Below are 26,989 nucleotides of genomic sequence, written 5' to 3'. Positions count from 1 at the left end.
TAGCGTCAAGGTTGATCGCGATAACTTTTCGTCGCCCCAACAGCTCGGCTGAACCACGGTTTACGCGCACCGAACTTCATTGGATTAAACGTCAATGGGATAGTGCGCTTACGGGCAACAATCAAGCTAACACAACCCAATGCTGGCAGATGGGTGCTGATAAAGCGCCCACCTTCTTTATGCCACGGCAACACGTGAAAACGCGATAAATGTAATACTTCATAATTCAATAAGCTCAGCCAATCCAACAGGCGCATTTGAGTAAACATGCGGCTAACATGGGGCTGTCGCTGGCGTAATAGCGGCACCAACTTCCCAGCACCTAATATACTCATTGGATTAAAATTACTGATAACCAGCCAGCCGTCATCAATAAGCACACGATCCACCTCACGTAAAATACGGTGCGGATCAGCAGCATAGGCTAAAGTATGAGACAACAGGCAAGCATCTACAGATTTCTCAGCAAAAGGTAACTGATATGGGCTGGCAAATACTTGCATATTTTTGCCCCTCTCCCCCACATTAACCTGGTGGGAGATAGCACATTTATCGCTAGCGATTTCAGCGCTCAAGTGACCTATTTTCAATAAGTGAAAACCAAAGAATTTCGGCCACCAGGGCTGCAACTGCTGCTCAATCGCCGCACGATAATACTCTCCCCAAGGTAACTCAGCCCAAGATGCGGGCACATCGATTTTTTGGCGTGTCTGCGCTGGTTTCATGTTTTAACATCTTCTTTCAAACTATTGCCAATAAAAGAGGTATCTAATGAATCTTATCAGTATTCCGGCATTTCAAGACAATTACATTTGGCTATTGGCCGATGCACAAAAACACTGTGTCATTGTTGATCCCGGTGAATCAGCTCCCGTGCTCACAGCATTGAGTCAAGGTCAGTACCTTCCGCAGGCCATATTATTAACCCATCACCATAACGATCACGTCGGGGGAGTTGCTGATTTGCGCCGCCATTACCCAGACATTCCCGTTTATGGACCGCAAGAAACTGCCAATAAAGGGGCGACAATCATTGTAAATGGGGGTGATAACCTGACAATTGGCACTCAAAATTACCGTGTTATGGCCGTCCCAGGGCATACTCTTGGACATATCGCATACTACAGCGAACCTTATCTTTTCTGCGGTGACACGCTATTCTCCGCAGGTTGCGGCAGACTATTTGAAGGCACTCCAGCGCAAATGTACACGTCAATTCAACAGCTCGCACAACTCCCTGACGAAACCTTAATTTGTAGCGCGCATGAATATACTCTCGCAAATCTTAAGTTTGCCCGTTTTATTCTGCCCTCAGATCAAGACATTGCCACATATCAACAGAAAATCATGCAATTACGAGCAAAAAACCAACCTAGCTTGCCCGTAAAATTGCAAACTGAGCGAAAAATTAATGTTTTTTTACGATGCAATGACATTGATTTACAAAGAAAAATAGGAGTAATCTCACCACCAGACTCACTTGTCTCAGTTTTTTCCGAATTACGGGCGCAGAAAGACCGCTTCTGAGCTTTTAGTTGTGTTTTTTATCGAAGCAAAGTATGATTGCTCGTCTTTTAAGCAACTACATTGACACACACATGAAGACCAAAGCGATATTTCTCGCCTCAGTCTTGCTTGTTGGGTGCCAGACGTCCAAGGTGGGCGTTCAGGCTCCTGTACAGCATGCACAGAGTTTGTCTTCGGCAGGTCAAGAAAGTGAAGCAGGAGAGTACACAAATAGCGCCCGAGAGGGCAGCGCGCGATGGCTTGATAGTGAGAGTGGCCTCGCGCAGCAAGATTTGTGGAACTTCATTAGCGACGAGCTGAAGATGAAGGTTCCGGAAAATTCTCGGATCCGTGACCAGAAGCAAAAGTACTTAAAAAATAAGAGCTATCTCCACGATGTAACATTACGGGCAGAGCCGTACATGTACCTGATAGTCGAGCAAATTAAGAAACGTAAGATGCCGATGGAATTGGTACTGCTACCCATAGTGGAGAGCGCTTTTGACCCACACGCGACATCATCCGCCAACGCCGCAGGGCTGTGGCAGATAGTGCCAAGTACCGGTCGAAATTATGGCTTGAAACAAAACCAATGGTATGACGGCCGCAGAGACGTGGTTGCTTCTACCAAAGCAGCGCTTGATATGATGGAGCGCCTGAACAAGATGTTTGACGGTGACTGGTTGTTAACAGTCGCTGCTTATAACAGCGGTGAAGGCAGAGTCATGCAAGCGGTGAAAGCAAATAAGGCAAAGGGTAAACCGACGAACTTTTGGGCATTGTCGCTTCCTCGTGAAACGTCAATTTATGTTCCAAAAATGCTGGCCTTGGGTGACTTAATCAAGAACAGCAAAAAGTACGGTATAAACTTGCCGGATACTGACAAAGACCGTGCACTAGCGCGAGTTGATGTTGGTCAGCAGATAGAGCTAACTCAGGCGGCTGAGATGGCGGGGATGTCACTGACAAAGTTGAAATCCTTTAACTCTGGGTATAAGCGCAATGTAACGGCACCAGCTGGACACGGTCCTCGTTATATCATGTTGCCGAAAGCCCATGCTGAGCAGCTTAAAGATTCATTGGCAGATACTGACATTGCCGCCGTTCAGCCAACCAAGTTGGCACAGAACAGCACAAAATCAGCATCAAGTTCGCAGTATAAAGTTCGCCCCGGCGATACCTTATCTACGATTGCCAAGCGGTTGAATATCAAGACCAGCGATTTGCAGAGTTGGAACAACTTACGTGCCAAGAGCACCTTAAAAGTTGGGCAAACCCTGCAACTGGCAAGCAATACAACCAGCAGCAACAGCATCACCTATCAGGTTCGTAAAGGTGATTCGTTTGCCAGTATTGCCAAGCGTCACGGTGTAAACACCGACGATGTGATGCGATGGAATTCGGTAGTCAGCAAAGCTAATAAATTGTTGCCAGGTTTGAAATTGACGCTGTTCGTTAACGGCAAATCAACCCCGGACGCATAAAGTCAGAATCGCATTATAAAGCTGTTAAAAAGCACCCTTTGGGGTGCTTTTTTTATGGCTGAAACTCAACCAGTAGTGGATTGTGATCGGAGGCGCGAGTCACTAATACCGAGGCGTCTGCCAGTGTAAGACCGCGGTAAAACACAAAATCGAGAGGCTTGCCAAAAGCCCGGCTACGATTATCTGTGTGAAATTCAACTTCCTCCAGGCCAGAACCCTGTGCAAAGCGTTGCAAAGCATTAACCCGCTGACGACTCCAGGCATTGAAATCCCCAGCCAAAATAACGGGTCCACGGTGCAGAGCAATTTGTTCACCGATCGGCTCTAACTGTTTACTGTAAACATCGACACCAAGACTAAAATTCACGGCGTGAATGTTCACAACCATCAATAAACGACCATCGTGTATGGGATAAACAGTGATTAATGCTGACTTAGATAAGCGCAGCAGCGGCTCTCGCTCTCGTAATGGGCAACAGTAAACTGGATGGGTAGCAGCTAACGTCATCACGCCTGAGGGGTGCTGAGGAAGCGCAAAAGCAGGGACCTGATCCGCCGCCTGATAGTGGGACGTAGCAAATCTCACCAGCTCAGGTGTTGTTTGTGCTTCTTGCAGTAACATCAGTTGAGCATCACGCCCAAACTCTTTGAGCACAGACAGCCATTCAGCCCGCTGCTGCTTAAAGATGTTCCACACCATCACACGCAGAAATTCTGTTGTCGGCAATGGTGCGCCGGGCGGTAGCCCTTGCCCCAATTGTTTAGCGGAGCCTGGGAAAATCTGTTCAACCGGTTGACCTGCAACATACCGCATTGCATATGTTCGTTTCGGCACTTTGATGGCCTATTCCTTATTCGAAATCACTGTGGCTTGTAAGATAACTGCAGTGGTCGTTCAGTGATTATACGCTCAGATGTTCCCGTCAGTAATGTCTTTTACCCACGTCGTACTTCCGATATTGAGATACACCGGGATAGATTCAATCTATCTTATTCATAATGCACTAATAAGGCTTCTATAAACAAAAAAGCCCGCAATGTGGGCTAAAAATGAAAATTTTAAACCTCAGATAATTACCCCTAATACAATCCCTACATTAAATGCCGCAATATTCAAACCAGACGCGACAGAAACACCCAGTTGTTCGGCTATAGTCGGCAACAAACTCCGTGGTGCCAATAGCAAATGCACTGATGGTCAACGCCAGTAAAGCGCATGGTTTTATCTACTCCAGAAAGCAGTCAATTTGATAGCGGCTATTATGGGCCTATGCTTAAATGACAAAAATGCTCAAAATATTTTTGCGGGAAATGGCTACGGCAGAGAATGAATGACTAGACAACCAATTGAATCCTAAATGATTATTTCGTATTGATGTGGCGATGCCGTAGTTCTACATATTCTCGCCCCCTGATGGCTGAATTTCGTCAGCGCTATCTAAAAAACCACCTCATATGAGGTGGCTTAATCGGTGGCGAAAACTATTAGTCCCACTTTGGTGCTAAACCATCAGGGCTGACTAACCGCTCATCACTATCCAGAGTAGCAATTATCGCCATCTCCTCCGCGCTCAAATGTAAATCCTGAGCCAATAGGTTACTGGCTAAATTAGCCACTTTAGTTGATGAAGGAATTACGCTGTAACCCAATTGCATCGCCCAACTTAAAATGACCTGGGCAGGAGTTGCACCATGTTGCTCAGCAATAGTCTTGATGACAGGCTCTTCTAATGCTTTACCATAAGCCAGCGTCATATAGGAGGTGATTACAATGCCATTTTCCTTTGCAAAATCAACAACTTTACGATTTTGCAATAATGGTGATAATTCAATTTGGTTAGTTGCAATTGCCTCAGCACCCACTGCTGCTATAGCCTGTTTCATTAAATCAATAGTGAAGTTAGAGATACCAATCTGACGAGTTAGCCCCAGTTCTTTGGCTTTCATTAATTCAGACATAAACTCAGCAACCGAGACTTCATCATTTGGTGATGGCCAGTGAATCAATGTTAAATCTACATAATCAGTTTTCAGCTTCTGTAAGCTCTCTAACAGACTCGGAATTAATTTCCCATGAGCCAAATTCGCAATCCAAATCTTGGTCGTGATGAACAGTTCATCGCGTTTTACACCACTTTCCGCAATAGCCTGGCCCACTGCTGCTTCATTTTCATATATTTGTGCTGTATCGATAGCACGATAACCCAATTTCAATGCCTGGCTAACTGAATCTATAACGATTTGATCTTGAAGGCGAAAAGTTCCAAGACCGAATGCAGGTATACTCATCATAATTCCTCATTTCTGATAATAGTTTTGTCTTTAGATGTAATTAACAATTTTCATTCAGCCGTACAGATAGGCCTGGTGAAAAACTGAGTTGATTATGACAAGAGTTTTATCGACAAAAAATGGTGCATTAGGCACAATACTTCTGATTAAAAATCAAATATAGTGTCAAAAAGTGCTAAATATATTCAATAAGTTGAGCCAGCAAGGTTAACAATAAATTAAGTATTTAATGACTAAGATAACAAAGTGCCTGGAAATGGAGAATCTCGGGAGGGTAAGTAAGACTAAGGAGGAAAGTTATTAATAATACTAAACTACGAATGCAAAAAAGCCCCGAATCAGAGATTCAGGGCTTTTGCAATAAGTGGCGGAACGGACGGGGCTCGAACCCGCGACCCCCTGCGTGACAGGCAGGTATTCTAACCAACTGAACTACCGCTCCACCGATTCTTTTACGTGTATCATCCTGATACCTACCCTTAAAGGGCCAGCACTCCTCGCTGTGCAAAACCGCCTTTGGCGATTTTGTCAGTCACCAGATGTGCCTGGCAGTGTCCTACTCTCGCATGGGGAGACCCCACACTACCATCGGCGCTACGGCGTTTCACTTCTGAGTTCGGCATGGGATCAGGTGGGTCCACCGCGCTATGGCCGCCAGGCAAATTCTGTTTCAATTAACCCGCTATACGATTATTTTACCGTATAGCCAGCCAATCCAATCTCGGAACGTCGCTGAAAATTTCTCTCAAATCACCAAAACACCTTCGGTGTTGTAAGGTTAAGCCTCACGGATCATTAGTACTGGTTAGCTCAATGCATCGCTGCACTTACACACCCAGCCTATCAACGTCATAGTCTTTAACGTTCCTTCAGGGGGCTTAAAGCCCCAGGGAAGACTCATCTCGAGGCAAGTTTCCCGCTTAGATGCTTTCAGCGGTTATCTCTTCCGAATTTAGCTACCGGGCAATGCCATTGGCATGACAACCCGAACACCAGTGATTCGTCCACTCCGGTCCTCTCGTACTAGGAGCAGCCCCTCTCAATCTTCCAACGCCCACGGCAGATAGGGACCGAACTGTCTCACGACGTTCTAAACCCAGCTCGCGTACCACTTTAAATGGCGAACAGCCATACCCTTGGGACCTACTTCAGCCCCAGGATGTGATGAGCCGACATCGAGGTGCCAAACACCGCCGTCGATATGAACTCTTGGGCGGTATCAGCCTGTTATCCCCGGAGTACCTTTTATCCGTTGAGCGATGGCCCTTCCATTCAGAACCACCGGATCACTAAGACCTACTTTCGTACCTGCTCGAGCCGTCACTCTCGCAGTCAAGCTAGCTTATGCCTTTGCACTAACCTCACGATGTCCGACCGTGATTAGCTAACCTTCGTGCTCCTCCGTTACTCTTTGGGAGGAGACCGCCCCAGTCAAACTACCCACCAGACACTGTCCTCACCCCGGATTACGGGGCCGAGTTAGAACATCAAACATTAAAGGGTGGTATTTCAAGGTTGGCTCCACGCAGACTGGCGTCCACGCTTCGATGCCTCCCACCTATCCTACACATCAAGGCTCAATGTTCAGTGTCAAGCTATAGTAAAGGTTCACGGGGTCTTTCCGTCTTGCCGCGGGTACACTGCATCTTCACAGCGAGTTCAATTTCACTGAGTCTCGGGTGGAGACAGCCTGGCCATCATTACGCCATTCGTGCAGGTCGGAACTTACCCGACAAGGAATTTCGCTACCTTAGGACCGTTATAGTTACGGCCGCCGTTTACTGGGGCTTCGATCAAGAGCTTCGCCTTGCGGCTGACCCCATCAATTAACCTTCCAGCACCGGGCAGGCGTCACACCGTATACGTCCACTTTCGTGTTTGCACAGTGCTGTGTTTTTATTAAACAGTTGCAGCCAGCTGGTATCTGCGACTGGCTTCGGCGCCGAGAGCAAGTCTCTTTACCTAATGCCAGCGTGCCTTCTCCCGAAGTTACGGCACCATTTTGCCTAGTTCCTTCACCCGAGTTCTCTCAAGCGCCTGAGTATTCTCTACCTGACCACCTGTGTCGGTTTGGGGTACGATTTAATGTTACCTGATGCTTAGAGGCTTTTCCTGGAAGCTTGGCATCAACTACTTCACCACCGTAGTGGCTCGTCATCACACCTCAGCGTTGATAAGCAACCGGATTTACCAAGTCACTCCGCCTACATGCTTAAACCGGGACAACCGTCGCCCGGCTAGCCTAGCCTTCTCCGTCCCCCCTTCGCAGTAACACCAAGTACAGGAATATTAACCTGTTTCCCATCGACTACGCTTTTCAGCCTCGCCTTAGGGGTCGACTCACCCTGCCCCGATTAACGTTGGACAGGAACCCTTGGTCTTCCGGCGTGCGGGCTTTTCACCCGCATTATCGTTACTTATGTCAGCATTCGCACTTCTGATACCTCCAGCAACCCTCACAGGTCACCTTCAACGGCTTACAGAACGCTCCCCTACCCAACAACACCTAAGTGTCGCTGCCGCAGCTTCGGTGCATGGTTTAGCCCCGTTACATCTTCCGCGCAGGCCGACTCGACCAGTGAGCTATTACGCTTTCTTTAAATGATGGCTGCTTCTAAGCCAACATCCTGGCTGTCTATGCCTTCCCACATCGTTTCCCACTTAACCATGACTTTGGGACCTTAGCTGGCGGTCTGGGTTGTTTCCCTCTTCACGACGGACGTTAGCACCCGCCGTGTGTCTCCCGTGATAACATTCTTCGGTATTCGGAGTTTGCATCGGTTTGGTAAGTCGGGATGACCCCCTAGCCGAAACAGTGCTCTACCCCCGAAGATGAGTTCACGAGGCGCTACCTAAATAGCTTTCGGGGAGAACCAGCTATCTCCCGGTTTGATTGGCCTTTCACCCCCAGCCACAAGTCATCCGCTAATTTTTCAACATTAGTCGGTTCGGTCCTCCAGTTAGTGTTACCCAACCTTCAACCTGCCCATGGCTAGATCACCGGGTTTCGGGTCTATACCTTGCAACTAGACGCCCAGTTAAGACTCGGTTTCCCTACGGCTCCCCTATTCGGTTAACCTTGCTACAAAATATAAGTCGCTGACCCATTATACAAAAGGTACGCAGTCACACCACGAAGGTGCTCCCACTGCTTGTACGTACACGGTTTCAGGTTCTATTTCACTCCCCCTCGCCGGGGTTCTTTTCGCCTTTCCCTCACGGTACTGGTTCACTATCGGTCAGTCAGGAGTATTTAGCCTTGGAGGATGGTCCCCCCCATATTCAGACAGGATGTCACGTGTCCCGCCCTACTCATCGAGTTCACAGCAAGTGTGTTTTTGTGTACGGGAGTATCACCCTGTACCCTGCGACTTTCCAGACGCTTCCACTAACACACAAACTGATTCAGACTCTGGGCTCCTCCCCGTTCGCTCGCCGCTACTGGGGGAATCTCGGTTGATTTCTTTTCCTCGGGGTACTTAGATGTTTCAGTTCCCCCGGTTCGCCTTGCATGGCTATGTATTCACCATGCAATAGTGCAACGAATTGCACTGGGTTTCCCCCATTCGGGTATCGTCGGTTGTAACGGTTCATATCACCTTACCGACGCTTTTCGCAGATTAGCACGCCCTTCATCGCCTCTGACTGCCTAGGCATCCACCGTGTACGCTTAGTCGCTTAACCTCACAACCCGAAGGTGTCTTTACAGACATCGTCGTATTGCGATCATTTGAGAGACTCTAATACAGGTTAATCCTTATCTCAGTACTTCTACGGAGAGATAAGTTTCAGCTGTATTGTTTCAATTTTCAGCTTGTTCCAGATTGTTAAAGAGCAATATCTTAAACACGACTCGTTAAAGTCATCTTTAAGATATTTTCAGTTCATAAAGAACCGGTGATAATGTCTTTCACACATTATCGGAGTGGCGTCCCCAAGGGGATTCGAACCCCTGTTACAGCCGTGAAAGGGCAGTGTCCTAGGCCTCTAGACGATGGGGACACAAAAATCCGATTAAATCATTCAACTTAATCGTTTTTGCATCAGCATGAGTCGAAACTCACAACATCAACAGGTGCTCTTGCTCGTTTACATTCATCAGACAATCTGTGTGGACACTGCGCAATGCGTATCGTTAGGTAAGGAGGTGATCCAACCGCAGGTTCCCCTACGGTTACCTTGTTACGACTTCACCCCAGTCATGAATCACAAAGTGGTAAGCGCCCTCCCGAAGGTTAAGCTACCTACTTCTTTTGCAACCCACTCCCATGGTGTGACGGGCGGTGTGTACAAGGCCCGGGAACGTATTCACCGTAGCATTCTGATCTACGATTACTAGCGATTCCGACTTCATGGAGTCGAGTTGCAGACTCCAATCCGGACTACGACAGACTTTATGTGGTCCGCTTGCTCTCGCGAGTTCGCTTCACTTTGTATCTGCCATTGTAGCACGTGTGTAGCCCTACTCGTAAGGGCCATGATGACTTGACGTCATCCCCACCTTCCTCCGGTTTATCACCGGCAGTCTCCTTTGAGTTCCCACCATTACGTGCTGGCAACAAAGGATAAGGGTTGCGCTCGTTGCGGGACTTAACCCAACATTTCACAACACGAGCTGACGACAGCCATGCAGCACCTGTCTCACAGTTCCCGAAGGCACTAAAGCATCTCTGCTAAATTCTGTGGATGTCAAGAGTAGGTAAGGTTCTTCGCGTTGCATCGAATTAAACCACATGCTCCACCGCTTGTGCGGGCCCCCGTCAATTCATTTGAGTTTTAACCTTGCGGCCGTACTCCCCAGGCGGTCGACTTAACGCGTTAGCTCCGGAAGCCACGCCTCAAGGGCACAACCTCCAAGTCGACATCGTTTACAGCGTGGACTACCAGGGTATCTAATCCTGTTTGCTCCCCACGCTTTCGCACCTGAGCGTCAGTCTTTGTCCAGGGGGCCGCCTTCGCCACCGGTATTCCTCCAGATCTCTACGCATTTCACCGCTACACCTGGAATTCTACCCCCCCTCTACAAGACTCTAGCTTGCCAGTTTCAAATGCAGTTCCCACGTTAAGCGCGGGGATTTCACATCTGACTTAACAAACCGCCTGCGTGCGCTTTACGCCCAGTAATTCCGATTAACGCTTGCACCCTCCGTATTACCGCGGCTGCTGGCACGGAGTTAGCCGGTGCTTCTTCTGCGAGTAACGTCAATCACTGCAGTTATTAACCACAATGCCTTCCTCCTCGCTGAAAGTGCTTTACAACCCGAAGGCCTTCTTCACACACGCGGCATGGCTGCATCAGGCTTGCGCCCATTGTGCAATATTCCCCACTGCTGCCTCCCGTAGGAGTCTGGACCGTGTCTCAGTTCCAGTGTGGCTGGTCATCCTCTCAGACCAGCTAGGGATCGTCGCCTAGGTGAGCCGTTACCCCACCTACTAGCTAATCCCATCTGGGCACATCCGATGGCGTGAGGCCCTAAGGTCCCCCCACTTTGCTCTTGCGAGGTCATGCGGTATTAGCTACCGTTTCCAGTAGTTATCCCCCTCCATCAGGCAGTTTCCCAGACATTACTCACCCGTCCGCCGCTCGCCGGCAAAGTAGTAAACTACTTCCCGCTGCCGCTCGACTTGCATGTGTTAGGCCTGCCGCCAGCGTTCAATCTGAGCCATGATCAAACTCTTCAATTTAAGATTTGTTTGATTTGCTATGAGTTAACATAGCGATGCTCAAAGATTACTTTCTGCAAATATGCATTCGAACCGAAGTTCAAATGTGTACTGCTTTGGTCACTCTTCAAGACTTTGATATTGCTTCTGCCTGCCGAAACAGGCTTCGATATCGTCTTGCGAGTGCCCACACAGATTGTCTGATAAATTGTTAAAGAGCGTTCGTTACCCGTTTGCCTTGCGGCGAATCTTACGGTAACGCGGGAGGCAGATAATACGCTTTCCCGCTGAAGAGTCAAGAGTTTATTTGTTTTCTTTCGAAGTCAAAGTCTATCTTTTCTCTTCCTGACCCGGCGAAGTATGTTTCGTTGTTCCCGGTCAGTGGAGGCGCATTATAGGGAGTTCCTGACAGCCTGCAACCCCTAATTTGAAAAAACTTTTCAACCGCTCACTATTGCGGCAAAAATGCAAAATACGGTGAAAAAGACAACAAAAAGGGGACGATTTCTCGCCCCCTCAAGGATTTATCATTATTGTTTGGCAATGATATGCCCATTTTCCACATCAAGAGTCACTGGGACTCCCGGTATTAATTTGCCGGAAAGTATCTGTTGCGCCAGCGGATTCTCGATTTCCTGCTGGATAGCGCGTTTCAATGGCCGCGCACCATAAACAGGATCGAAACCGGTTTCACCCAAGAACTCCAGCGCAGGCTGAGTAATAGTGACCTGATAGCCACGTTCTTCCAGCCGTTTGTACAACCGTTCCAGTTGGATGCTGGCAATTGAAGCCAGATGCGCTCGGCCCAGTGGATGGAAGACAACAACCTCATCTATACGGTTGATAAATTCAGGGCGGAAGTGATGAGTAACGACTTCCATCACCATTTCCTTCATTTCGGTATAACTTCTTTCACCAAAACGTTCCTGAATCAAATCTGAACCGAGGTTAGAGGTCATGATGACCACCGTATTACGGAAGTCCACTGTTCTGCCCTGCCCGTCAGTCAAACGACCGTCATCCAACACCTGTAAAAGAATGTTGAATACATCCGGATGCGCTTTTTCTACCTCATCGAGCAAAATGACAGAATAAGGACGACGGCGCACAGCTTCTGTCAGGTAACCCCCTTCTTCATAACCTACGTAACCTGGAGGCGCACCAACCAACCGAGAAACGGAGTGTTTTTCCATAAACTCGGACATATCAATACGCACCATGGCATCGTCACTGTCGAACAAGAAGGTTGCTAGCGCTTTACACAACTCGGTTTTACCAACCCCTGTTGGCCCTAAGAATAGGAAGGAACCAATTGGGCGGTTCGGATCTGATAACCCAGCGCGACTACGGCGGATAGCATTGGATACGGCTTCAACAGCTTCATCCTGCCCAATCACGCGTTTATGCAGGTCCTGCTCCATGCGCAGCAACTTATCACGCTCACTTTCCAGCATGCGCGATACCGGAATGCCGGTCCAGCGCGCCAGCACTTCAGCAATCTCGGCTTCCGTCACGCGGTTACGCAGCAACTTCATGGTTTTTCCTTCAAGCGCCGTTGCTGCCGCCAGCTGTTTTTCCAGCTCAGGAATTTTACCGTACTGAAGTTCTGACATCCGTGCTAAATCACCCACACGACGAGCTTGCTCTAAGGTGATTTTGGCTTGTTCCAGTTCCGTTTTAATATTCTGAGTGCCAGTGAGAGAAGCTTTCTCTGCTTTCCACTCTTCTTCCAGCTCTGAATATTCGCGTTCTTTCTGCTCTAACTCTGTATTGAGCATTTCCAGACGCTTTTTGCTGGCATCATCAGATTCTTTCTTCAATGCCTGCTGTTCCAGTTTCAATTGGATAATCCGCCGCTCGAGGCGATCCAATGATTCCGGTTTTGAATCCATCTGCATACGGATACTAGAACCGGCCTCGTCAATAAGGTCGATAGCTTTATCCGGTAACTGGCGATCCGAAATATAGCGGTGCGACAGTGTTGCCGCAGCCACAATTGCCGGGTCAGTTATCTGCACATGGTGATGCAGTTCATAACGCTCTTTCAGCCCGCGCAAAATGGCAATAGTGTCTTCAACAGTCGGCTCCGCCACATACACTTTCTGGAAACGCCGCTCTAGCGCCGCATCCTTCTCTATATATTGGCGGTACTCATCGAGTGTTGTTGCACCAACGCAATGCAATTCACCGCGCGCTAATGCAGGTTTCAGCATGTTGCCGGCATCCATCGCCCCGTCGCCTTTCCCGGCCCCGACCATGGTATGCAATTCATCAATGAACAAGATCACACTGCCTTCTTGTTTTGATAAATCATTCAACACGCCTTTCAAGCGCTCTTCAAACTCACCGCGATACTTCGCACCCGCAATCAGTGCACCCATATCTAATGAAAGCACACGTTTATGCTTCAGGCCTTCCGGCACTTCGCCGTTCACGATTCGTTGTGCCAGACCTTCAACAATGGCTGTTTTACCGACACCAGGCTCACCAATTAACACCGGGTTATTTTTGGTCCGGCGTTGTAACACCTGAATAGTGCGGCGAATTTCTTCATCACGGCCAATAACCGGATCGAGCTTGCCTTGTTCCGCCCGCTCAGTCAGGTCGATAGTGAATTTTTTCAATGCCTGGCGCTGGTCTTCAGCTCCTTGGTCATCAACTTTGTCACCACCACGCATATCTTCAATTGCCTTATTTATTTTATCTTTTGTTGCACCTGCGGCCTTTAACATGTCAGTTAATGTACCGCGGTCTTCAAGTACTGCCAGAACGAACAGCTCTGAAGAGATAAATTTATCTGCACGTTTTTGCGCCAATTTGTCGCAAAGATTCAGTACACGAACCAGCTCATTTGATGGTTGAACATCACCACCGGTCCCTTCAACTTGTGGAAGCCGACCTAATGCTTGCTCAATGTCGCTGCGCAAACTGGCGACATTAATCCCCGCCGAGGTCAACAATGGGCGAACCGTCCCCCCATCCTGATTGAGCAGTGCGCTCATCAAATGTAACGGTTCAATAAATTGGTTGTCGCGCCCAAGAGCTAAAGATTGGGCATCGGCGAGGGCTAACTGGAATTTGCTAGTAAGACGATCCAGACGCATAACACCTCCAATATTGGTCAAAATTGCTACTGGAGATTAGATGAGGTCATCCCTCAAATTTTCAAGGTTATTTCGACACTATATTTAAAGTAAAACGTTATGCGCCAGCGGATCGTCCTAATTCAATAGGTTATATCAGCCAGATTAAACTTGCCATACGTCCAGTGATTCCATCGCGCCGATAAGAGAAAAAATGTTGTTTTTCAGTCACTGTGCAGTGATCGCCACCATATATAGCGTGAATACCAGCGGCCTGTAGCCGCAATCGAGCTAATAAATAGATGTCGGCGAGATATTTAGAGCCGGAAGGAGTGAACGCAGCCGCGGATTGTGCGTCAATTTGGATAAATGCCTGTTTAACGTCTTCACCCACTTCGAACTGCTGCGGGCCAATTGCTGGACCTAACCAGGCAATAATAGAACGAGGGCCAGCATTGAACTGAGCTAATGTTTGCTCCAGAACTCCGGCACAAAGGCCACGCCACCCTGCATGGGCGGCGGCCACTTCATCACCGGCTGACGAGCAAAACAGCACTGGCAAGCAATCTGCTGTCATTACCGCACAAACTTGCCCAGCGACGCGGCTATAAACAGCATCCGCCTGTACATCAGAAACAATCTTACCATCCAAATGCAGGACACGCGTGCCGTGCACCTGCTCTAGCCAGACCGGCATTTGCGGCAATTCCGCTTGTTCCACTAAATATTGACGATTGGCGGCCACACTGGCGGCGGTATCCCCCACATGAGTGCCAAGATTTAATGAATCATAAGGGAATTCGCTGATACCACCATGACGGGTGGTGCTGCATGCCTTGACACGAGCAGGCGCTGGCCAATCGGGAAGTATCAGCTTGTTCATTACCAATCCATCTGATCTTTGAATTCTTCGGTATCTGCCTTCAGTGCATTAATCAGCTCAACCATATCTTCTGGTAATGCTGCATGCCATTCCATTTGAATGCCACTGATTGGGTGATACAAACGCAGCATAGTTGCATGCAGCGCCTGGCGATCAAAACCACGTAAAATAGAAATAAAGGAGTCAGATGCGCCGCGTGGCGGACGTGGGCGGCCACCATAAAGCTGATCACCCACCAGCGGATGGTTGATATGGGACATATGCACACGAATTTGGTGCGTACGACCGGTTTCTAAGCGCAGGCGCAAGCGAGTATGGGCACGGAAATGCTCCATAATCCGGTAATGAGTTGTCGCCGGTTTACCCATCGGGTGTACAGCCATATGTGTGCGCTTGGTAGAATGGCGAGAAATAGGCTCGTCAACTCTGCCGCCTGCGGTCATATTGCCGATGGCCACCGCTTCATATTCACGGGTGATTTCGCGTGCTTGCAGTGCTTCAACCAAACGAGTTTGTGCTGGAACGGTTTTCGCCACGACCATCAAGCCCGTGGTATCTTTATCCAGACGATGTACGATACCCGCACGTGGGACATCCATGATTTCTGGGTAATAATAGAGCAATGCATTCAGAACTGTGCCATCAGGGTTACCGGCGCCAGGATGAACGACTAAACCGCGGGGTTTATTAATAACTAAAATATCGTTATCTTCATAAACGATATCCAGTGGGATTTCTTGAGGCGCCCAGCGGGCATCTTCCTCAATTTGCGCGTCAATTGCGACGAGCTCGCCACCCAACACTTTTTCTTTAGGCTTGTTAATTGTTTTACCGTTGACTGTGACCCTATCTTCCAAGATCCATTCTTTTATGCGAGATCTTGAATAATCAGGGAACAATTCGGCCAAAGCCTGATCTAACCGTTGACCGAGTTGTGATTCGGCCACCGTTGCGCTGAGTTGTACTTGTTGTGCCATATGCAGCTTCTTGTTCGTTAACGTTGGGTTTTGACGGCGATGCCGTTTAATATAATGTGCTATTGTATCTAGATCTTTGTCGGGAGCTTAACGGACAGTCTCCCGGAATAACACTTCGAGGATAATCAAAACGTCATGACGCGTATGAAATATCTGGTGGCTGCCGCCACGTTGAGCCTGGTGCTGACCGGTTGCTCCAGTAACAAGGACGTGGTTCCCGATAACCCGCCTTCTGAGCTCTATGCTACCGCTCAGCAAAAACTGCAGGACGGTAACTTTAAGGGAGCAATTACGCAACTAGAAGCGTTAGATAACCGCTATCCTTTCGGGCCTTACTCCCAACAAGTTCAGCTTGATTTGATTTATGCGTATTATAAATCTGCTGATCTGCCGTTGGCGCAAGCCTCAATCGATCGCTTTATGCGCCTCAATCCCACACATCCTAACATCGATTACGTATTATATATGCGTGGTTTGACTGACATGGCTCTGGATGACAGCGCATTGCAAGGCTTCTTCGGGATTGATCGTTCAGACCGCGATCCGCAACATGCTAAGGCCGCATTCCGCGATTTTAACCAGTTGATTCAAAGCTATCCGAACAGCCAATACGCAACTGACGCGCAAAAACGTCTGATGTTCCTGAAAGATCGTCTGGCCAAGCATGAACTGGCCGTGGCGCAATATTACACTAAACGAGGCGCTTACGTCGCGGTAGTTAACCGTGTAGAACAAATGCTGAGAGATTATCCTGATACTCAAGCAACTCGTGCTGCGTTGCCATTGATGGAAAATGCTTACAAGCAATTGCAACTGAATGCTCAAGCAGACAAAGTTGCCAAGATAATCGCGGCGAACCCAGCCTAATATTGTCTAAGATAATAAAATAACAAACGGCAGCTCAGGCTGCCGTTTTCAATTCTGCCTTTTAGCCATAAATCGACGTGATTCATGCTTTCAGACTATCGCGCTGGTATCCGAACTAAAACACAAAAATAATGCGCTTTTTCACCATATCCAGACGATATAACTTATCAATAATGCGGCATTCTGGCCAATGATTCAAGCCCTCAGCACCTATTCCTGACGTTAAATCACAGTTCCCACGACCTTTGCAAAAGGTGACAAAAATAAGTGATCTTGATCATACATTTTGTGAAAAAGAGAGGTATGCTGAAGTTATCCAAGATGGAGTAGACAGAGAGGTAAGTCATATGACAGTCAACATCACCAGTAAACAAATGGATATTACCCCAGCAATCCGTAAGCATGTCGAAGACCGTCTCACCAAACTGGATAAATGGCAGGCCCAGTTGATAAACCCACATATTGTACTGTCCAAAGATCCACAAGGATTTGTTGCAGATGCAACCATCAGTACACCAATGGGCCCCTTGGTTGCCAGTGCCAAACATGATGATATGTATGCTGCAATTAATGAACTGATCACCAAACTAGAACGCCAATTAAATAAAGTGCAACACAAAGGTGAAGCTCGTCGAGCAGCAAGCAGTGTTAAAGAAGCTAATCTGGAGTCAGTAGATGTAGAGGAAGAAGAATCCGAGCAGGAACAATAGCCGGCAATCCATCTCATTTCGGATCTAACGCGCCTTTGGGCGCGTTTTTTATTGACAGCAATTCAGACTGGCGGTTAGTTTAGAGGCTGTTTATTTTGGCTATAACATATCGTCCCGGTCAGCATCAAAAAATAGGTAACCAACAACGATGATCAATAAAGTGTTTTTCTTCGCATTCTTTTTTACCTTCCCCTGATTGGGAGGCGTTTCGTCGTGTGATAAAGAATGCGAAGACGAACAATAAAGCCTCCCAAGCGGGAGGCTTTTTTTATGCATAAATACCCGTCATACTTCAAGTTGCATGTGTGTTGGCATCCTTGGCTCTCCCCAGTCACTTACTAATGTAAGCTTCTAGGGATTCGCTTAGTTACAGCCTTTCTGCGACTCGAATTATTTAGGGTGTAATCATTCAGGAAGATAATTAAGGCAAATCCCTATGAGCGATAATCCATTACTGGTGCTACGTGAGCGCATCAGCGCACTAGATTTAAAACTGCTGGCCTTGCTGGCGGAGCGGCGTGAATTGGCAGTGGAGGTTGCTAAAGCAAAGCAACTCCATCATCGCCCAATTCGTGATAAAGAACGTGAGCGTGATTTGCTGGATGCGCTCATCACTGCCGCCAAACCCTATGATCTTGATGGATTCTATATCACCCGCCTGTTCCAACTGATTATCGAAGATTCAGTATTAACGCAGCAGGCACTGTTACAGCATCAGTTAAATCAAACCGCTAAGCATTCTGCTCGTATCGCCTTCCTGGGGCCGAAAGGTTCTTACTCACATTTAGCCGCGCGCCAATATGCAGCTCGTCACTTTGAGCACCTGATTGAATGTGGTTGCCAAAAATTCCAGGATATTTTTACTCAGGTAGAAACCGGCCAGGCGGATTACGCCGTATTACCCATAGAGAACACCAGCTCAGGTTCTATCAATGACGTATATGATTTGCTGCAACACACCAGCTTGTCAATTGTCGGGGAAATAACCAATCCTATCGACCACTGCGTGCTGATCGCCACCGAAACTGATTTAAGCCAAATCAAAACAGTCTATAGCCACCCACAGCCTTTCCAACAATGCAGCCAGTTTATTAACCGTTTCCCTCATTGGAAAATCGAATATTGCGAAAGCACTGCTGCGGCAATGGAGAAAGTGGCACAGTTGAACTCACCAGAGGCGGCTGCATTAGGCAGTGAAGCCGGTGGCGCGCTTTATAACTTACAAGTGTTGGAACACAATCTGGCAAATCAGCAGCAAAATATCACCCGCTTTATTATTCTTGCCCGTAAAGCCATTGATGTCTCTGATCAGATACCGGCAAAAACCACCTTAATTATGGCGACAGGCCAGCAGTCTGGGGCATTGGTTGAGGCGCTACTCGTGCTGAGAGATAACGGAATCATCATGACGAAGCTTGAATCACGGCCAATTAATGGCAATCCGTGGGAAGAGATGTTTTATCTAGATGTACAGGCCAACTTGCGTTCGGAATCTATGCAAAAAGCCTTGGCAGGCCTGACGCAGATAACCCGGTCATTAAAAGTATTGGGTTGTTACCCGAGTGAGAACGTAGTTCCGGTCAACCCGAGTTAGCCTTTCAGTATTTGTCGCTAAGCGTAAGAATAGAGAGCAAAAAGTCACCCCGACACTGTCGGGATGACTTTTTAAAATAAAACGGATTTACTGCCGGTTGTCGTTCGCCTGCCGCAGTAACGAACGGCTCTCCACCAAGAAGCGCTCGGCATAATCGCCAAACCAATGCTCCACTTTCTGGAAACTTTGCACAAAGGCTTGTTTGTCACTTTGCTCCAGCAAAGTAATCGCTTCACCAAAACGTTTGTAATAGCGTTTAATCAGCGCCAGATTGTCTTCCGATGACATAATAATATCGGCGTAAAGCTGCGGATCTTGCGCAAATAGCCGCCCCACCATCGCCAATTCCAGCCGATAAATGGGTGAAGATAGCGCCAGCAGTTGCTCCAACTGCACATTTTCTTCTGCTAAATGTAATCCGTATGCAAAAGTCGCAAAGTGGCGTAATGCTTGAATAAACGCCATATTCTGGTCATGTTCAACAGCACTAATACGATGCAATCGCGCGCCCCATACCTGCAACTGCTCTAGCAGCCACTGATATGCTTGTGGGGAGCGGCCATCACAATACACGACCACTTGCTTTGCCAGACTACCGACATCTGGCCCAAACATTGGATGTAAGCCGACAACCGGCCCTTCATGGGCGGCAAGCATAGCTTGCAACGGTTTATTTTTGACTGAAGCCAGATCCAGCAAAATGCAATCTGCCGGTAATTTTGGCAAACGGGCTATCACTTCTTCAGTGATATGAATCGGCACACTGACAATCACCATTCCGGCATCTGCCAGAATAGATTCAGCCTGTGGCCAGTCCTCTTGTTCCAGCGTTTTGACCTGATAACCGGACAGTGTGAGCATTCGGCTAAATAATCGCCCCATCTGCCCCTCACCCCCGATGATAACGACCGGGCGCAATTGTGGACATAGCGTCTTAAACCCTTTGTCATTCTCGCTGGTATAAGACTCTCGCATTATCCGGCGCAGCACATCTTCAATCAAATCAGGTGGCACACCAAGAGCCTCGGCCTCCTGCCGGCGTGAGGCCAACATCAAAGCCTCGCGGTCTGGAACATAAATAGGCAAACCGTAGCGGCTTTTAACTTCACCTACTTCTGCAACCAGATGCAAGCGCTTAGCCAGCAAGTCCAGCAATGCTTTATCGACTTCATCAATTTGATCGCGCAAAGCGGTCAGTTCAGCCACCATACTTACTTTTCCTCTGCAGTCCGTGCCGCCAGCGCTGAACGTAATTCCTGGTGCATACCACGTAACAAGGTTTCGGTACTTTCCCAATCAATACAAGCATCAGTGACTGAAACACCGTAGCGCATATCAGTACGTGGCTGCTCAGATGATTGATTCCCTTCATAGATGTTACTTTCCAGCATCACACCAGTGATAGAACGATTGCCAGCCTTGATCTGTTCAACAACAGATTCAGCGACCGCAGTCTGGCGACGGTAGTCTTTGTTCGAATTACCATGACTGCAATCTATCATTAAGGATGGAACGAGTCCCGCATCCTGCATCTGTTTTTCACACTGAGCAACATCTTGTGCACTGTAGTTAGGGGTTTTACCACCACGTAAAATCACATGGCCGTGTGGATTACCCTGAGTTTGCAGTAAGCAAACCTGACCTGACTGGTTAATCCCCATGAAACGATGTGGCATAGCAGCCGCACGCATCGCATTGATTGCCGTACCTAAACTACCGTCAGTGCCATTTTTAAACCCAACTGGCATAGATAAACCTGAAGCCATTTCACGGTGAGTTTGTGACTCAGTCGTACGAGCACCGATGGCCGACCAACTGAATAAATCACCTAAGTATTGTGGGCTGTTCGGGTCTAAAGCTTCCGTCGCCAGAGGCAGCCCCATGCCCACTAAATCCAATAACAATTGACGAGCAATATGTAATCCTCTTTCTACATCAAAAGAGCCATCCATTGCCGGGTCATTAATCAGGCCTTTCCAACCAACAGTCGTTCTCGGTTTTTCAAAATAGACACGCATGACGATATACAGGCTGTCACTCAATTGTGCAGAAAGAGTTTTCAAACGACGCGCATAATCCAGAGCAGCATCCACATCGTGGATAGAACATGGGCCACAGACAACCAACAGGCGGGGATCTCGCCCCTGAATAATATCAGCAATAGTTTTGCGGGCAGTTTCAATTGCATACTGATCATTATTGCTCAATGGAAACTGTTTTTTCAGTTCTTCCGGCGTTATCAATACTTGTTCGGCACTGATATGGACATTATTGAGCGCATCTTTTTGCATGATCATATTCTTTACCTATCTCTGTTTATCGGATGTCATTTAGCGTGTTTATCGTTTGAGGTCTCCACAATACCACGACGTGTAAACTTTTCAATCCATATGTGTAAATAAATAATTACCAGTCAATTTGACGGCATATTCTTGTCTGACTTTTGCGGTAAGTCGCAGTTTCTGCAGATGGCCCCAACCTCTCTTGGAGGCCATGATAAAATGCGGAAAATTTGTGGAGGCCGTATGTTAAGAGTCATCATCGTCGACGATGAACAACCCGCGCGTGAAGATTTACGCGAAAGATTAAGTGAAGAACATGACATAGAGATCGTCGCCGAATGCAGCAACGCACTGGAAGCCATCCCCTCTATTCAGCGCCTGCAGCCCGATGTAATATTTCTCGATATCCAAATGCCGAGAATTAATGGCCTGGAATTAGCTTCAATGCTGAACCCGGAAAATATGCCGCATATCGTTTTTGTCACCGCTTACGATGAGTATGCAATCCGAGCCTTTGAAGAACATGCCTTTGACTATCTGTTAAAACCTCTCGACCATCAACGTTTAGCAAAAACGTTAATACGCTTAAGAAGAGGCCTTGGTGTAAATAATAATTTACACAAAATAACAGAGCCAATGCTGCGCCATATTCCCTGCTCTGGTCACAATCGTATTTTCTTGCTGAAAATTGAGGAAGTCGAATATCTCAGTTCAGAGTTAAGTGGTGTGCATGTTGTCGGAACCGTGCAATCAGGCTATACCCAGCTATCACTCAAAACTCTGGAAGAGAAAACCCCTTTTATTCGCTGCCATCGGCAATACATGGTCAATACCGAACAGTTGGGCGAGATACAACTTATGGATAACGGTTCTGCCGAAGTGATTACCCGTAGTGGTAAACATATCCCCGTGAGTCGCCGTTACTTAAAATCTCTAAAAGAGAAATTAGGAATTAACTGAATGATGCAACAAAGTTGATATATTGCTCCGATGAGTGACGATCTTGTTGATTATTTTGATGAGCAATCCGAATTAACCATTAATAAAGATAACCGACAATTAATTAAATCAAAACAATATTCACACATTAACTTTACAATTAAATTGTGAATTCTAAAATACCTGTATAATTCCACTTTAATTAATTATAAAAGTCCAATCTGATATAAAAATAGAGGCAGATCTCAGATTTGATTAGTTACATAACTGAACAATATAGCCTTGATATTAGCAAGGTTTTATCAATGCAACATTAGGCTCTGATAGATAAAACGAATAAGAGCCCTGTTCATTGCTTAAAACAGCCAATATCCAACCGAATTTTATTCATGTTGGAAGCAAGGTAACGTTATGATAACACTACAATTTATAATTATAATTCTCTGCCTATTAGTTGGTACTCGCTATGGTGGCATGGGGCTGGGGTTAATAAGTGGTATTGGTTTATTTATCCTAACCTTTATCTTTGGTCTCGAACCAGGAAAACCACCTGTTGATGTAATGCTGACAATATTAGCCGTTATTGGTTGTGCTGCTGTATTACAAACTGCCGGTGGGTTAAATGTCATGATGCAATTCGCTGAGCGATTATTACGGCGACATCCTCAGCATATTACGCTACTAGCACCATTCACAACTTGGTCATTAACCTTTCTATGCGGTACTGGGCATGTTGTTTACACCATGTTCCCTATTATTTCCGATATTGCCATTAAAAAAGGTATTCGCCCGGAACGACCAATGGCGGTGGCCTCCGTTGCTTCACAAATGGCAATTACAGCGTCCCCTGTATCGGTTGCGGTAGTGTCATTAGTGTCAATTATTGGTGCAAATCACGGTATAGGCCATGCTTATAGCATTCTGGAGATTCTGGCTGTATCCGTTCCGGCTTCTTTAGTTGGGGTGCTGATGGCCGCATTATGGAGCTTACGCCGCGGTAAAGATCTGGATAAAGACCCTGATTTCCAGGAGAGAATCAAAGATCCTGAACAGCGCGATTTTATCTATGGCTCAACCGACACATTGTTAAATCAGGTTTTCCCGAAACAAGCTTATTGGTCAACTTGGATATTTTTCGCTGCTATCGCACTGGTGGTATTACTGGGTGCATTTGCCGACCTGCGCCCCGCTTTCGAAGTTAAAGGGAAAATGCAGTCATTATCAATGAACCTGGTTATTCAGATGATGATGCTGATTGCCGGTGCAGTCATTCTTATTGGTTGTAAAGTTAAACCCAGCGATATCTCTAACGGTGCGGTATTCAAAGCTGGCATGGTTGCCATCTTCTCAGTATTCGGTGTTGCCTGGATGAGTGATACCTTCTTCCAAGCCCACATGGGTGATTTGAAACTCGTATTGGAAGATGTGGTAAAAGGCCATCCCTGGACCTATGCCATTGTTCTGTTCTTAGTATCAAAACTGGTCAATAGCCAGGCAGCAGCGCTGACCGCAATCGCCCCAATGGGATTACAGTTGGGCGTTGATCCGAAAATGCTGATTGCATTCTTCCCAGCAGCTTACGGCTACTTTGTTCTGCCGACCTACCCAAGTGATCTTGCTTGCATCGGTTTTGACCGCTCTGGCACCACCAAGATTGGTAAATTTATTATTAATCATAGTTTTATCATTCCAGGACTTATCGGTGTTATCTGTTCGTGCATCACCGGTTACCTGCTCGTAACGACTTTTATGTAATAAATTGAGTAAGACCCATACCGAGGGCCAGAACTCTTCTGGCCCTTTTAATTTCTTCCTTTCGCCAGAATTCAAATACATATTCTTTTCTATTTATGACCTTTTAAGAATGAACTCATCAAAAAAAACCTCTTATTATAATTAATTATTCAATCTGAAATATCTTATGAGCAAGTGGGATCACAACTGCTACAATGCGTGCCGCATCACAAAAATCACCCTTTTCACCATGGACCTATTATGTTTTCTTTGCGTCATACCAGGGCGTTGCCGTTTTATATCAGCACACTCGCTTTATCCCTAATCAGCACCTCAGCGCTTGCTGACGCGACTGTTTTTACAGCCTTAGACGATCCAGCCACAGCCAAAAAGAGCTTCGATGGTACCGTAGAGGCAGGTTATACCGCACAATCAGGCAATACGACCAATTCAACATTGACCGCTAACTCAACGCTAACTTGGTTCCAGCCTAACACTGCGTATAGCTTGTGGGGAGCGGCTCGGAATACCAGCGCTAACGAGCAGCGCTCTTCTGAGCGTTACCAGCTAGGTGGCCGTACTCGCTATAATCTGACAGATAGAAACTATCTGTTTGGGCAAGCCAGTTGGTTGAATGACCGTTATAATGGTTTTGATTCCCGGTCTGTTTTGACCACCGGTTATGGTCGCCAGATTATGACCACACCATTGCACAATCTGCGGGTGGAATTTGGTCCCGGTGTTCGCCATGATGAGTTTTATGAAGGTGGCCGTGCGACAAAAGCATTGGCCTATGCAGGTGGTAACTATACTTACCAACTGACCGACAATACCGTTTTCAGTGAAGGTGTTTCAGCACTGGCAAACGAAGAAACCACATTGAACTCAGAAACAGCATTGAGCGTCGCTATCAATAAAAGCTTCGCATTGCGTTTAGCCTATGTGGCGACCTATAACACCAAGCCACCGGCCAGCGCACCAAAAAACACTGACACCACAACATCAGTGACTCTGGTTTACGGTTTGTAAGTATCTATAGCGTGGTGTGATGCCACGCTAATTCCCTCGACTACCCTTTCTATTTCCTTCGGTGCTGCGATCTATACCGCTATTATGTTTCTATTAACATAAAAAAAGGGGTTAGCACATGGCTAACCCCTTCATAACTATTAACTTTTGGATGAAGCCTGAGCTTATCTTAGTTAGTACGGTTAAGACGCTCTTTGATACGAGCAGACTTACCAGTACGCTCACGCAGATAGTACAGTTTCGCTTGACGAACGGCACCACGACGTTTAACAGTAATGCTGTCGATTACTGGGGAGTGAGTTTGGAATACACGCTCAACACCTTCGCCGTTGGAAATTTTACGAACGGTGAACGCAGAATGCAGACCGCGGTTACGAATAGCGATAACCACGCCCTCGAATGCCTGCAGACGCTTTTTAGAACCTTCAACAACCCATACCTTCACTTCCACGGAATCACCCGGACGGAATGCAGGCACGTCTTGCTTCATCTGCTCTTGTTCGATTTGCTTGATAATATTGCTCATAATAAGTCTCTTACCCTAGGTAAACTGATATATCAGGAAGTTGGCACGCGGCACAACATTCCTTTCATAGTTCTGTTGCTTCAGGGCTTGTGTTCGCGTTGGAACTCAGCCAGCAACACCATTTGCTCGTCAGTCAGAGCTAGGCTTTCTAGAAGTTCAGGTCTTCTAAGCCAGGTACGGCCCAGCGACTGCTTTAAGCGCCAGCGACGAATCTCGGCATGGTTACCCGACAGTAAGACTGGCGGTACCTCCATCCCTTCTAACACCTCAGGACGAGTGTAGTGTGGGCAATCTAGCAATCCATCAACAAAGGAATCCTCCTCTGCTGAGGCCTGATGACCCAGCACGCCCGGAATAAAACGGGATACTGAATCTATCAGAGTCATTGCCGGCAGCTCGCCACCGCTGAGGACGTAATCTCCAATTGACCATTCTTCATCAATTTCGGTTTTGATTACGCGCTCATCAACTCCTTCGTACCGACCACACACCAGAATCATCTTCTGATTAGTCGCCAGTTCGCAAACACCCTGTTGGTCCAGTTTGCGCCCTTGAGGTGACAGATAAATCACCTTTGCTCCCTCGCCTGCCGCTGCTTTTGCTGCATGAATGGCTTCCCTTAGCGGTTGCACCATCATCAACATTCCCGGGCCACCGCCATATGGGCGGTCATCCACGGTACGATGCCGATCGTAGGTAAAGTCACGAGGACTCCAACACTGCACGCTCAGCAGGCCATTTTTTACTGCCCGGCCAGTTACCCCGTAATCGGTTATTGCGCGGAACATCTCAGGAAACAGGCTAATAACACCAATCCACATTGTTTTGTTCCGCTCATCTTTGCCGTTTAATTCGGAGGTCAAAAACCAGGATCCCAATCTACTTCAACACGTTGAGCAGTGAGATCGACATTCTTGATAACCTGCCCATGAAGAAACGGGACCAACCGCTCCTTCATACCGAATGCATCTTTCAGGTTTGCTTTCACTACCATCACATCGTTAGAACCGGTTTCCATCATATCGATGATTTTACCCAGTTCGTAACCCGCGGTTGTTACTACCTGACAGCCCATAAGGTCTTTCCAGTAGTAATCATCCTCTTCCAGTTCAGGCAGTTGTTGGGAATCGACGACAATTTCGCAATTAGTCAGTAGATTCGCAGCATCCCGATCATCAACACCTTTGACCTTAATGATCAGATCCTGACTGTGGCGCTTCCAGTCTTCCAACTCGACATGCTGCCACTTACCACCCTGCTGGATAAACCACGGCTGGTAATCAAAAATGCTTTCGGCGTTCTCGGTGGATGAAAATACTCTGAGCCAACCGCGAATGCCGTAAGTTGAACCCATTTTACCGAGAACAATCGGTTGTTCGGGAACCACTGGATTGAGTTGCTTGCTCATAATAACCACCA

The 26,989-nt window shown here is 47.3% G+C and carries 19 protein-coding genes, 2 tRNA genes, 3 rRNA genes, 1 pseudogene and 1 other annotated feature; of the genes and pseudogenes, 8 read left to right on the top strand and 17 right to left on the bottom strand.

From position 1 onward, the window contains the following. Positions 1–5: 5 nt before the first annotated feature. Positions 6–725, bottom strand: a complete 720-nt coding sequence (locus F0T03_RS05035; protein ID WP_159677365.1) for a class I SAM-dependent methyltransferase — start codon at positions 723–725, stop codon at positions 6–8. 46 nt (positions 726–771) lie between these two features. Between F0T03_RS05035 and gloB the strand changes: the two genes are divergently transcribed. Both gloB and mltD read left to right on the top strand, forming a co-directional pair. Continuing rightward, positions 772–1,527 carry a hydroxyacylglutathione hydrolase gene (gloB, locus tag F0T03_RS05030; RefSeq protein WP_159677364.1) on the top strand — a complete coding sequence of 252 codons (756 nt, stop codon included), beginning with the start codon at positions 772–774 and terminating at the stop codon, positions 1,525–1,527. Between the two features lie 71 nt (positions 1,528–1,598). After that, positions 1,599–2,990 carry a murein transglycosylase D gene (gene mltD, locus F0T03_RS05025; RefSeq protein WP_145556242.1) on the top strand — a complete coding sequence of 464 codons (1,392 nt, stop codon included), beginning with the start codon at positions 1,599–1,601 and terminating at the stop codon, positions 2,988–2,990. A 52-nt stretch (positions 2,991–3,042) separates the two neighbouring features. Here the strand turns inward: mltD and F0T03_RS05020 are convergent, their stop codons facing one another. From F0T03_RS05020 to rluD, 11 genes and pseudogenes are all read right to left on the bottom strand, one after another. Beyond that, positions 3,043–3,825 carry an endonuclease/exonuclease/phosphatase family protein gene (locus tag F0T03_RS05020; RefSeq protein ID WP_145556218.1) on the bottom strand — a complete coding sequence of 261 codons (783 nt, stop codon included), beginning with the start codon at positions 3,823–3,825 and terminating at the stop codon, positions 3,043–3,045. A gap of 243 nt (positions 3,826–4,068) precedes the next feature. Beyond that, positions 4,069–4,216 (bottom strand): annotated as a pseudogene (locus F0T03_RS21650) (MFS transporter); the annotation flags it as partial. A gap of 259 nt (positions 4,217–4,475) precedes the next feature. Further along, positions 4,476–5,279 carry a 2,5-didehydrogluconate reductase DkgB gene (gene dkgB, locus F0T03_RS05010; RefSeq protein ID WP_159680689.1) on the bottom strand — a complete coding sequence of 268 codons (804 nt, stop codon included), beginning with the start codon at positions 5,277–5,279 and terminating at the stop codon, positions 4,476–4,478. A gap of 368 nt (positions 5,280–5,647) precedes the next feature. Then, a tRNA-Asp gene (locus F0T03_RS05005) sits at positions 5,648–5,724 on the bottom strand. A gap of 101 nt (positions 5,725–5,825) precedes the next feature. Then, positions 5,826–5,941 (bottom strand): 5S ribosomal RNA (gene rrf, locus F0T03_RS05000). Between the two features lie 115 nt (positions 5,942–6,056). Beyond that, positions 6,057–8,966 (bottom strand): 23S ribosomal RNA (locus F0T03_RS04995). A gap of 242 nt (positions 8,967–9,208) precedes the next feature. Then, positions 9,209–9,284, bottom strand: a tRNA-Glu gene (locus F0T03_RS04990). 138 nt (positions 9,285–9,422) lie between these two features. Further along, a 16S ribosomal RNA gene (locus F0T03_RS04985) occupies positions 9,423–10,967 on the bottom strand. The 16S, 23S and 5S rRNA genes sit together here with 2 tRNA genes alongside, the layout of an rRNA operon. 509 nt (positions 10,968–11,476) lie before the next feature. After that, positions 11,477–14,050 carry an ATP-dependent chaperone ClpB gene (gene clpB, locus F0T03_RS04975; protein WP_145554135.1) on the bottom strand — a complete coding sequence of 858 codons (2,574 nt, stop codon included), beginning with the start codon at positions 14,048–14,050 and terminating at the stop codon, positions 11,477–11,479. 130 nt (positions 14,051–14,180) lie between these two features. Then, complete coding sequence (gene yfiH, locus F0T03_RS04970; RefSeq protein ID WP_159677363.1) at positions 14,181–14,912, bottom strand: purine nucleoside phosphorylase YfiH; 732 nt, start codon at positions 14,910–14,912, stop codon at positions 14,181–14,183. After that, a complete protein-coding gene (rluD, locus tag F0T03_RS04965) occupies positions 14,912–15,889 on the bottom strand; it encodes a 23S rRNA pseudouridine(1911/1915/1917) synthase RluD (protein WP_145554131.1) in 978 nt (325 codons plus the stop codon). The genes yfiH and rluD overlap by 1 nt, the downstream gene beginning before the upstream one ends. Before the next feature lie 135 nt (positions 15,890–16,024). On the opposite strand from rluD, the gene bamD reads away from it, so the two are divergent. From bamD to pheA, 3 genes are all read left to right on the top strand, one after another. Next, a complete protein-coding gene (bamD, locus tag F0T03_RS04960; protein ID WP_159677362.1) occupies positions 16,025–16,756 on the top strand; it encodes an outer membrane protein assembly factor BamD in 732 nt (243 codons plus the stop codon). Between the two features lie 347 nt (positions 16,757–17,103). Beyond that, a complete protein-coding gene (gene raiA, locus F0T03_RS04955) occupies positions 17,104–17,466 on the top strand; it encodes a ribosome-associated translation inhibitor RaiA (protein ID WP_005166518.1) in 363 nt (120 codons plus the stop codon). Positions 17,467–17,613: 147 nt separating this feature from the next. Continuing rightward, positions 17,614–17,738, top strand: a sequence feature (Phe leader region). Positions 17,739–17,902: 164 nt separating this feature from the next. Next, entirely contained in the window at positions 17,903–19,060 is a 1,158-nt protein-coding gene (gene pheA / locus F0T03_RS04950) for a bifunctional chorismate mutase/prephenate dehydratase (RefSeq protein WP_159677361.1), read from the top strand. Positions 19,061–19,147: 87 nt separating this feature from the next. Here pheA and tyrA read toward each other — a convergent pair whose 3' ends face one another. Together tyrA and F0T03_RS04940 are read right to left on the bottom strand one after the other, a co-directional pair. Beyond that, positions 19,148–20,269 (bottom strand): bifunctional chorismate mutase/prephenate dehydrogenase, encoded by a 1,122-nt coding sequence (gene tyrA / locus F0T03_RS04945; RefSeq protein WP_145554127.1) that lies wholly within the window; start codon positions 20,267–20,269, stop codon positions 19,148–19,150. A gap of 2 nt (positions 20,270–20,271) precedes the next feature. Continuing rightward, on the bottom strand, positions 20,272–21,351 hold the full coding sequence (locus F0T03_RS04940) for a 3-deoxy-7-phosphoheptulonate synthase (RefSeq protein WP_145554137.1): 1,080 nt from the start codon (positions 21,349–21,351) through the stop codon (positions 20,272–20,274). 234 nt (positions 21,352–21,585) lie between these two features. On the opposite strand from F0T03_RS04940, the gene btsR reads away from it, so the two are divergent. From btsR to F0T03_RS04925, 3 genes are all read left to right on the top strand, one after another. After that, positions 21,586–22,302: a two-component system response regulator BtsR gene (gene btsR / locus F0T03_RS04935; protein ID WP_159677360.1), complete on the top strand. Its 717-nt coding sequence runs from the start codon at positions 21,586–21,588 to the stop codon at positions 22,300–22,302. Positions 22,303–22,692: 390 nt separating this feature from the next. Next, on the top strand, positions 22,693–24,036 hold the full coding sequence (locus tag F0T03_RS04930) for an anaerobic C4-dicarboxylate transporter (protein WP_145556944.1): 1,344 nt from the start codon (positions 22,693–22,695) through the stop codon (positions 24,034–24,036). 240 nt (positions 24,037–24,276) lie between these two features. Further along, positions 24,277–25,044: a DUF481 domain-containing protein gene (locus F0T03_RS04925; protein ID WP_159677359.1), complete on the top strand. Its 768-nt coding sequence runs from the start codon at positions 24,277–24,279 to the stop codon at positions 25,042–25,044. A 169-nt stretch (positions 25,045–25,213) separates the two neighbouring features. Here F0T03_RS04925 and rplS read toward each other — a convergent pair whose 3' ends face one another. From rplS to rimM, 3 genes are all read right to left on the bottom strand, one after another. After that, positions 25,214–25,570, bottom strand: coding sequence for a 50S ribosomal protein L19 (gene rplS, locus F0T03_RS04920; protein WP_004393427.1), 357 nt, complete (start codon positions 25,568–25,570; stop codon positions 25,214–25,216). Between the two features lie 80 nt (positions 25,571–25,650). After that, positions 25,651–26,391 carry a tRNA (guanosine(37)-N1)-methyltransferase TrmD gene (gene trmD / locus F0T03_RS04915; protein WP_004393426.1) on the bottom strand — a complete coding sequence of 247 codons (741 nt, stop codon included), beginning with the start codon at positions 26,389–26,391 and terminating at the stop codon, positions 25,651–25,653. A 38-nt stretch (positions 26,392–26,429) separates the two neighbouring features. Next, positions 26,430–26,978 (bottom strand): ribosome maturation factor RimM, encoded by a 549-nt coding sequence (gene rimM / locus F0T03_RS04910; RefSeq protein ID WP_075339262.1) that lies wholly within the window; start codon positions 26,976–26,978, stop codon positions 26,430–26,432. Positions 26,979–26,989 lie beyond the last annotated feature (11 nt).

Origin of the sequence: Yersinia canariae, from assembly GCF_009831415.1 — a bacterium.
Taxonomy (GTDB): domain Bacteria; phylum Pseudomonadota; class Gammaproteobacteria; order Enterobacterales; family Enterobacteriaceae; genus Yersinia; species Yersinia canariae.
The sequence above is the reverse complement of the archived record's forward strand: the minus strand, read 5'-3'. Positions and strand labels throughout refer to the sequence as shown.

Excerpts from the sequence above, each read along its gene's own strand:
- btsR (WP_159677360.1), top strand. The coding sequence starts at position 21,586 with ATGTTAAGAGTCATCATCGTCGACGATGAACAACCCGCGCGTGAAGAT.
- clpB (WP_145554135.1), bottom strand. The coding sequence starts at position 14,050 with ATGCGTCTGGATCGTCTTACTAGCAAATTCCAGTTAGCCCTCGCCGAT.
- trmD (WP_004393426.1), bottom strand. The coding sequence starts at position 26,391 with ATGTGGATTGGTGTTATTAGCCTGTTTCCTGAGATGTTCCGCGCAATA.
- raiA (WP_005166518.1), top strand. The coding sequence starts at position 17,104 with ATGACAGTCAACATCACCAGTAAACAAATGGATATTACCCCAGCAATC.
- rimM (WP_075339262.1), bottom strand. The coding sequence starts at position 26,978 with ATGAGCAAGCAACTCAATCCAGTGGTTCCCGAACAACCGATTGTTCTC.
- F0T03_RS04925 (WP_159677359.1), top strand. The coding sequence starts at position 24,277 with ATGTTTTCTTTGCGTCATACCAGGGCGTTGCCGTTTTATATCAGCACA.
- rplS (WP_004393427.1), bottom strand. The coding sequence starts at position 25,570 with ATGAGCAATATTATCAAGCAAATCGAACAAGAGCAGATGAAGCAAGAC.
- dkgB (WP_159680689.1), bottom strand. The coding sequence starts at position 5,279 with ATGAGTATACCTGCATTCGGTCTTGGAACTTTTCGCCTTCAAGATCAA.
- yfiH (WP_159677363.1), bottom strand. The coding sequence starts at position 14,912 with ATGAACAAGCTGATACTTCCCGATTGGCCAGCGCCTGCTCGTGTCAAG.
- F0T03_RS04940 (WP_145554137.1), bottom strand. The coding sequence starts at position 21,351 with ATGCAAAAAGATGCGCTCAATAATGTCCATATCAGTGCCGAACAAGTA.
- mltD (WP_145556242.1), top strand. The coding sequence starts at position 1,599 with ATGAAGACCAAAGCGATATTTCTCGCCTCAGTCTTGCTTGTTGGGTGC.
- rluD (WP_145554131.1), bottom strand. The coding sequence starts at position 15,889 with ATGGCACAACAAGTACAACTCAGCGCAACGGTGGCCGAATCACAACTC.
- tyrA (WP_145554127.1), bottom strand. The coding sequence starts at position 20,269 with ATGGTGGCTGAACTGACCGCTTTGCGCGATCAAATTGATGAAGTCGAT.
- gloB (WP_159677364.1), top strand. The coding sequence starts at position 772 with ATGAATCTTATCAGTATTCCGGCATTTCAAGACAATTACATTTGGCTA.
- pheA (WP_159677361.1), top strand. The coding sequence starts at position 17,903 with ATGAGCGATAATCCATTACTGGTGCTACGTGAGCGCATCAGCGCACTA.
- bamD (WP_159677362.1), top strand. The coding sequence starts at position 16,025 with ATGACGCGTATGAAATATCTGGTGGCTGCCGCCACGTTGAGCCTGGTG.
- F0T03_RS04930 (WP_145556944.1), top strand. The coding sequence starts at position 22,693 with ATGATAACACTACAATTTATAATTATAATTCTCTGCCTATTAGTTGGT.
- F0T03_RS05035 (WP_159677365.1), bottom strand. The coding sequence starts at position 725 with ATGAAACCAGCGCAGACACGCCAAAAAATCGATGTGCCCGCATCTTGG.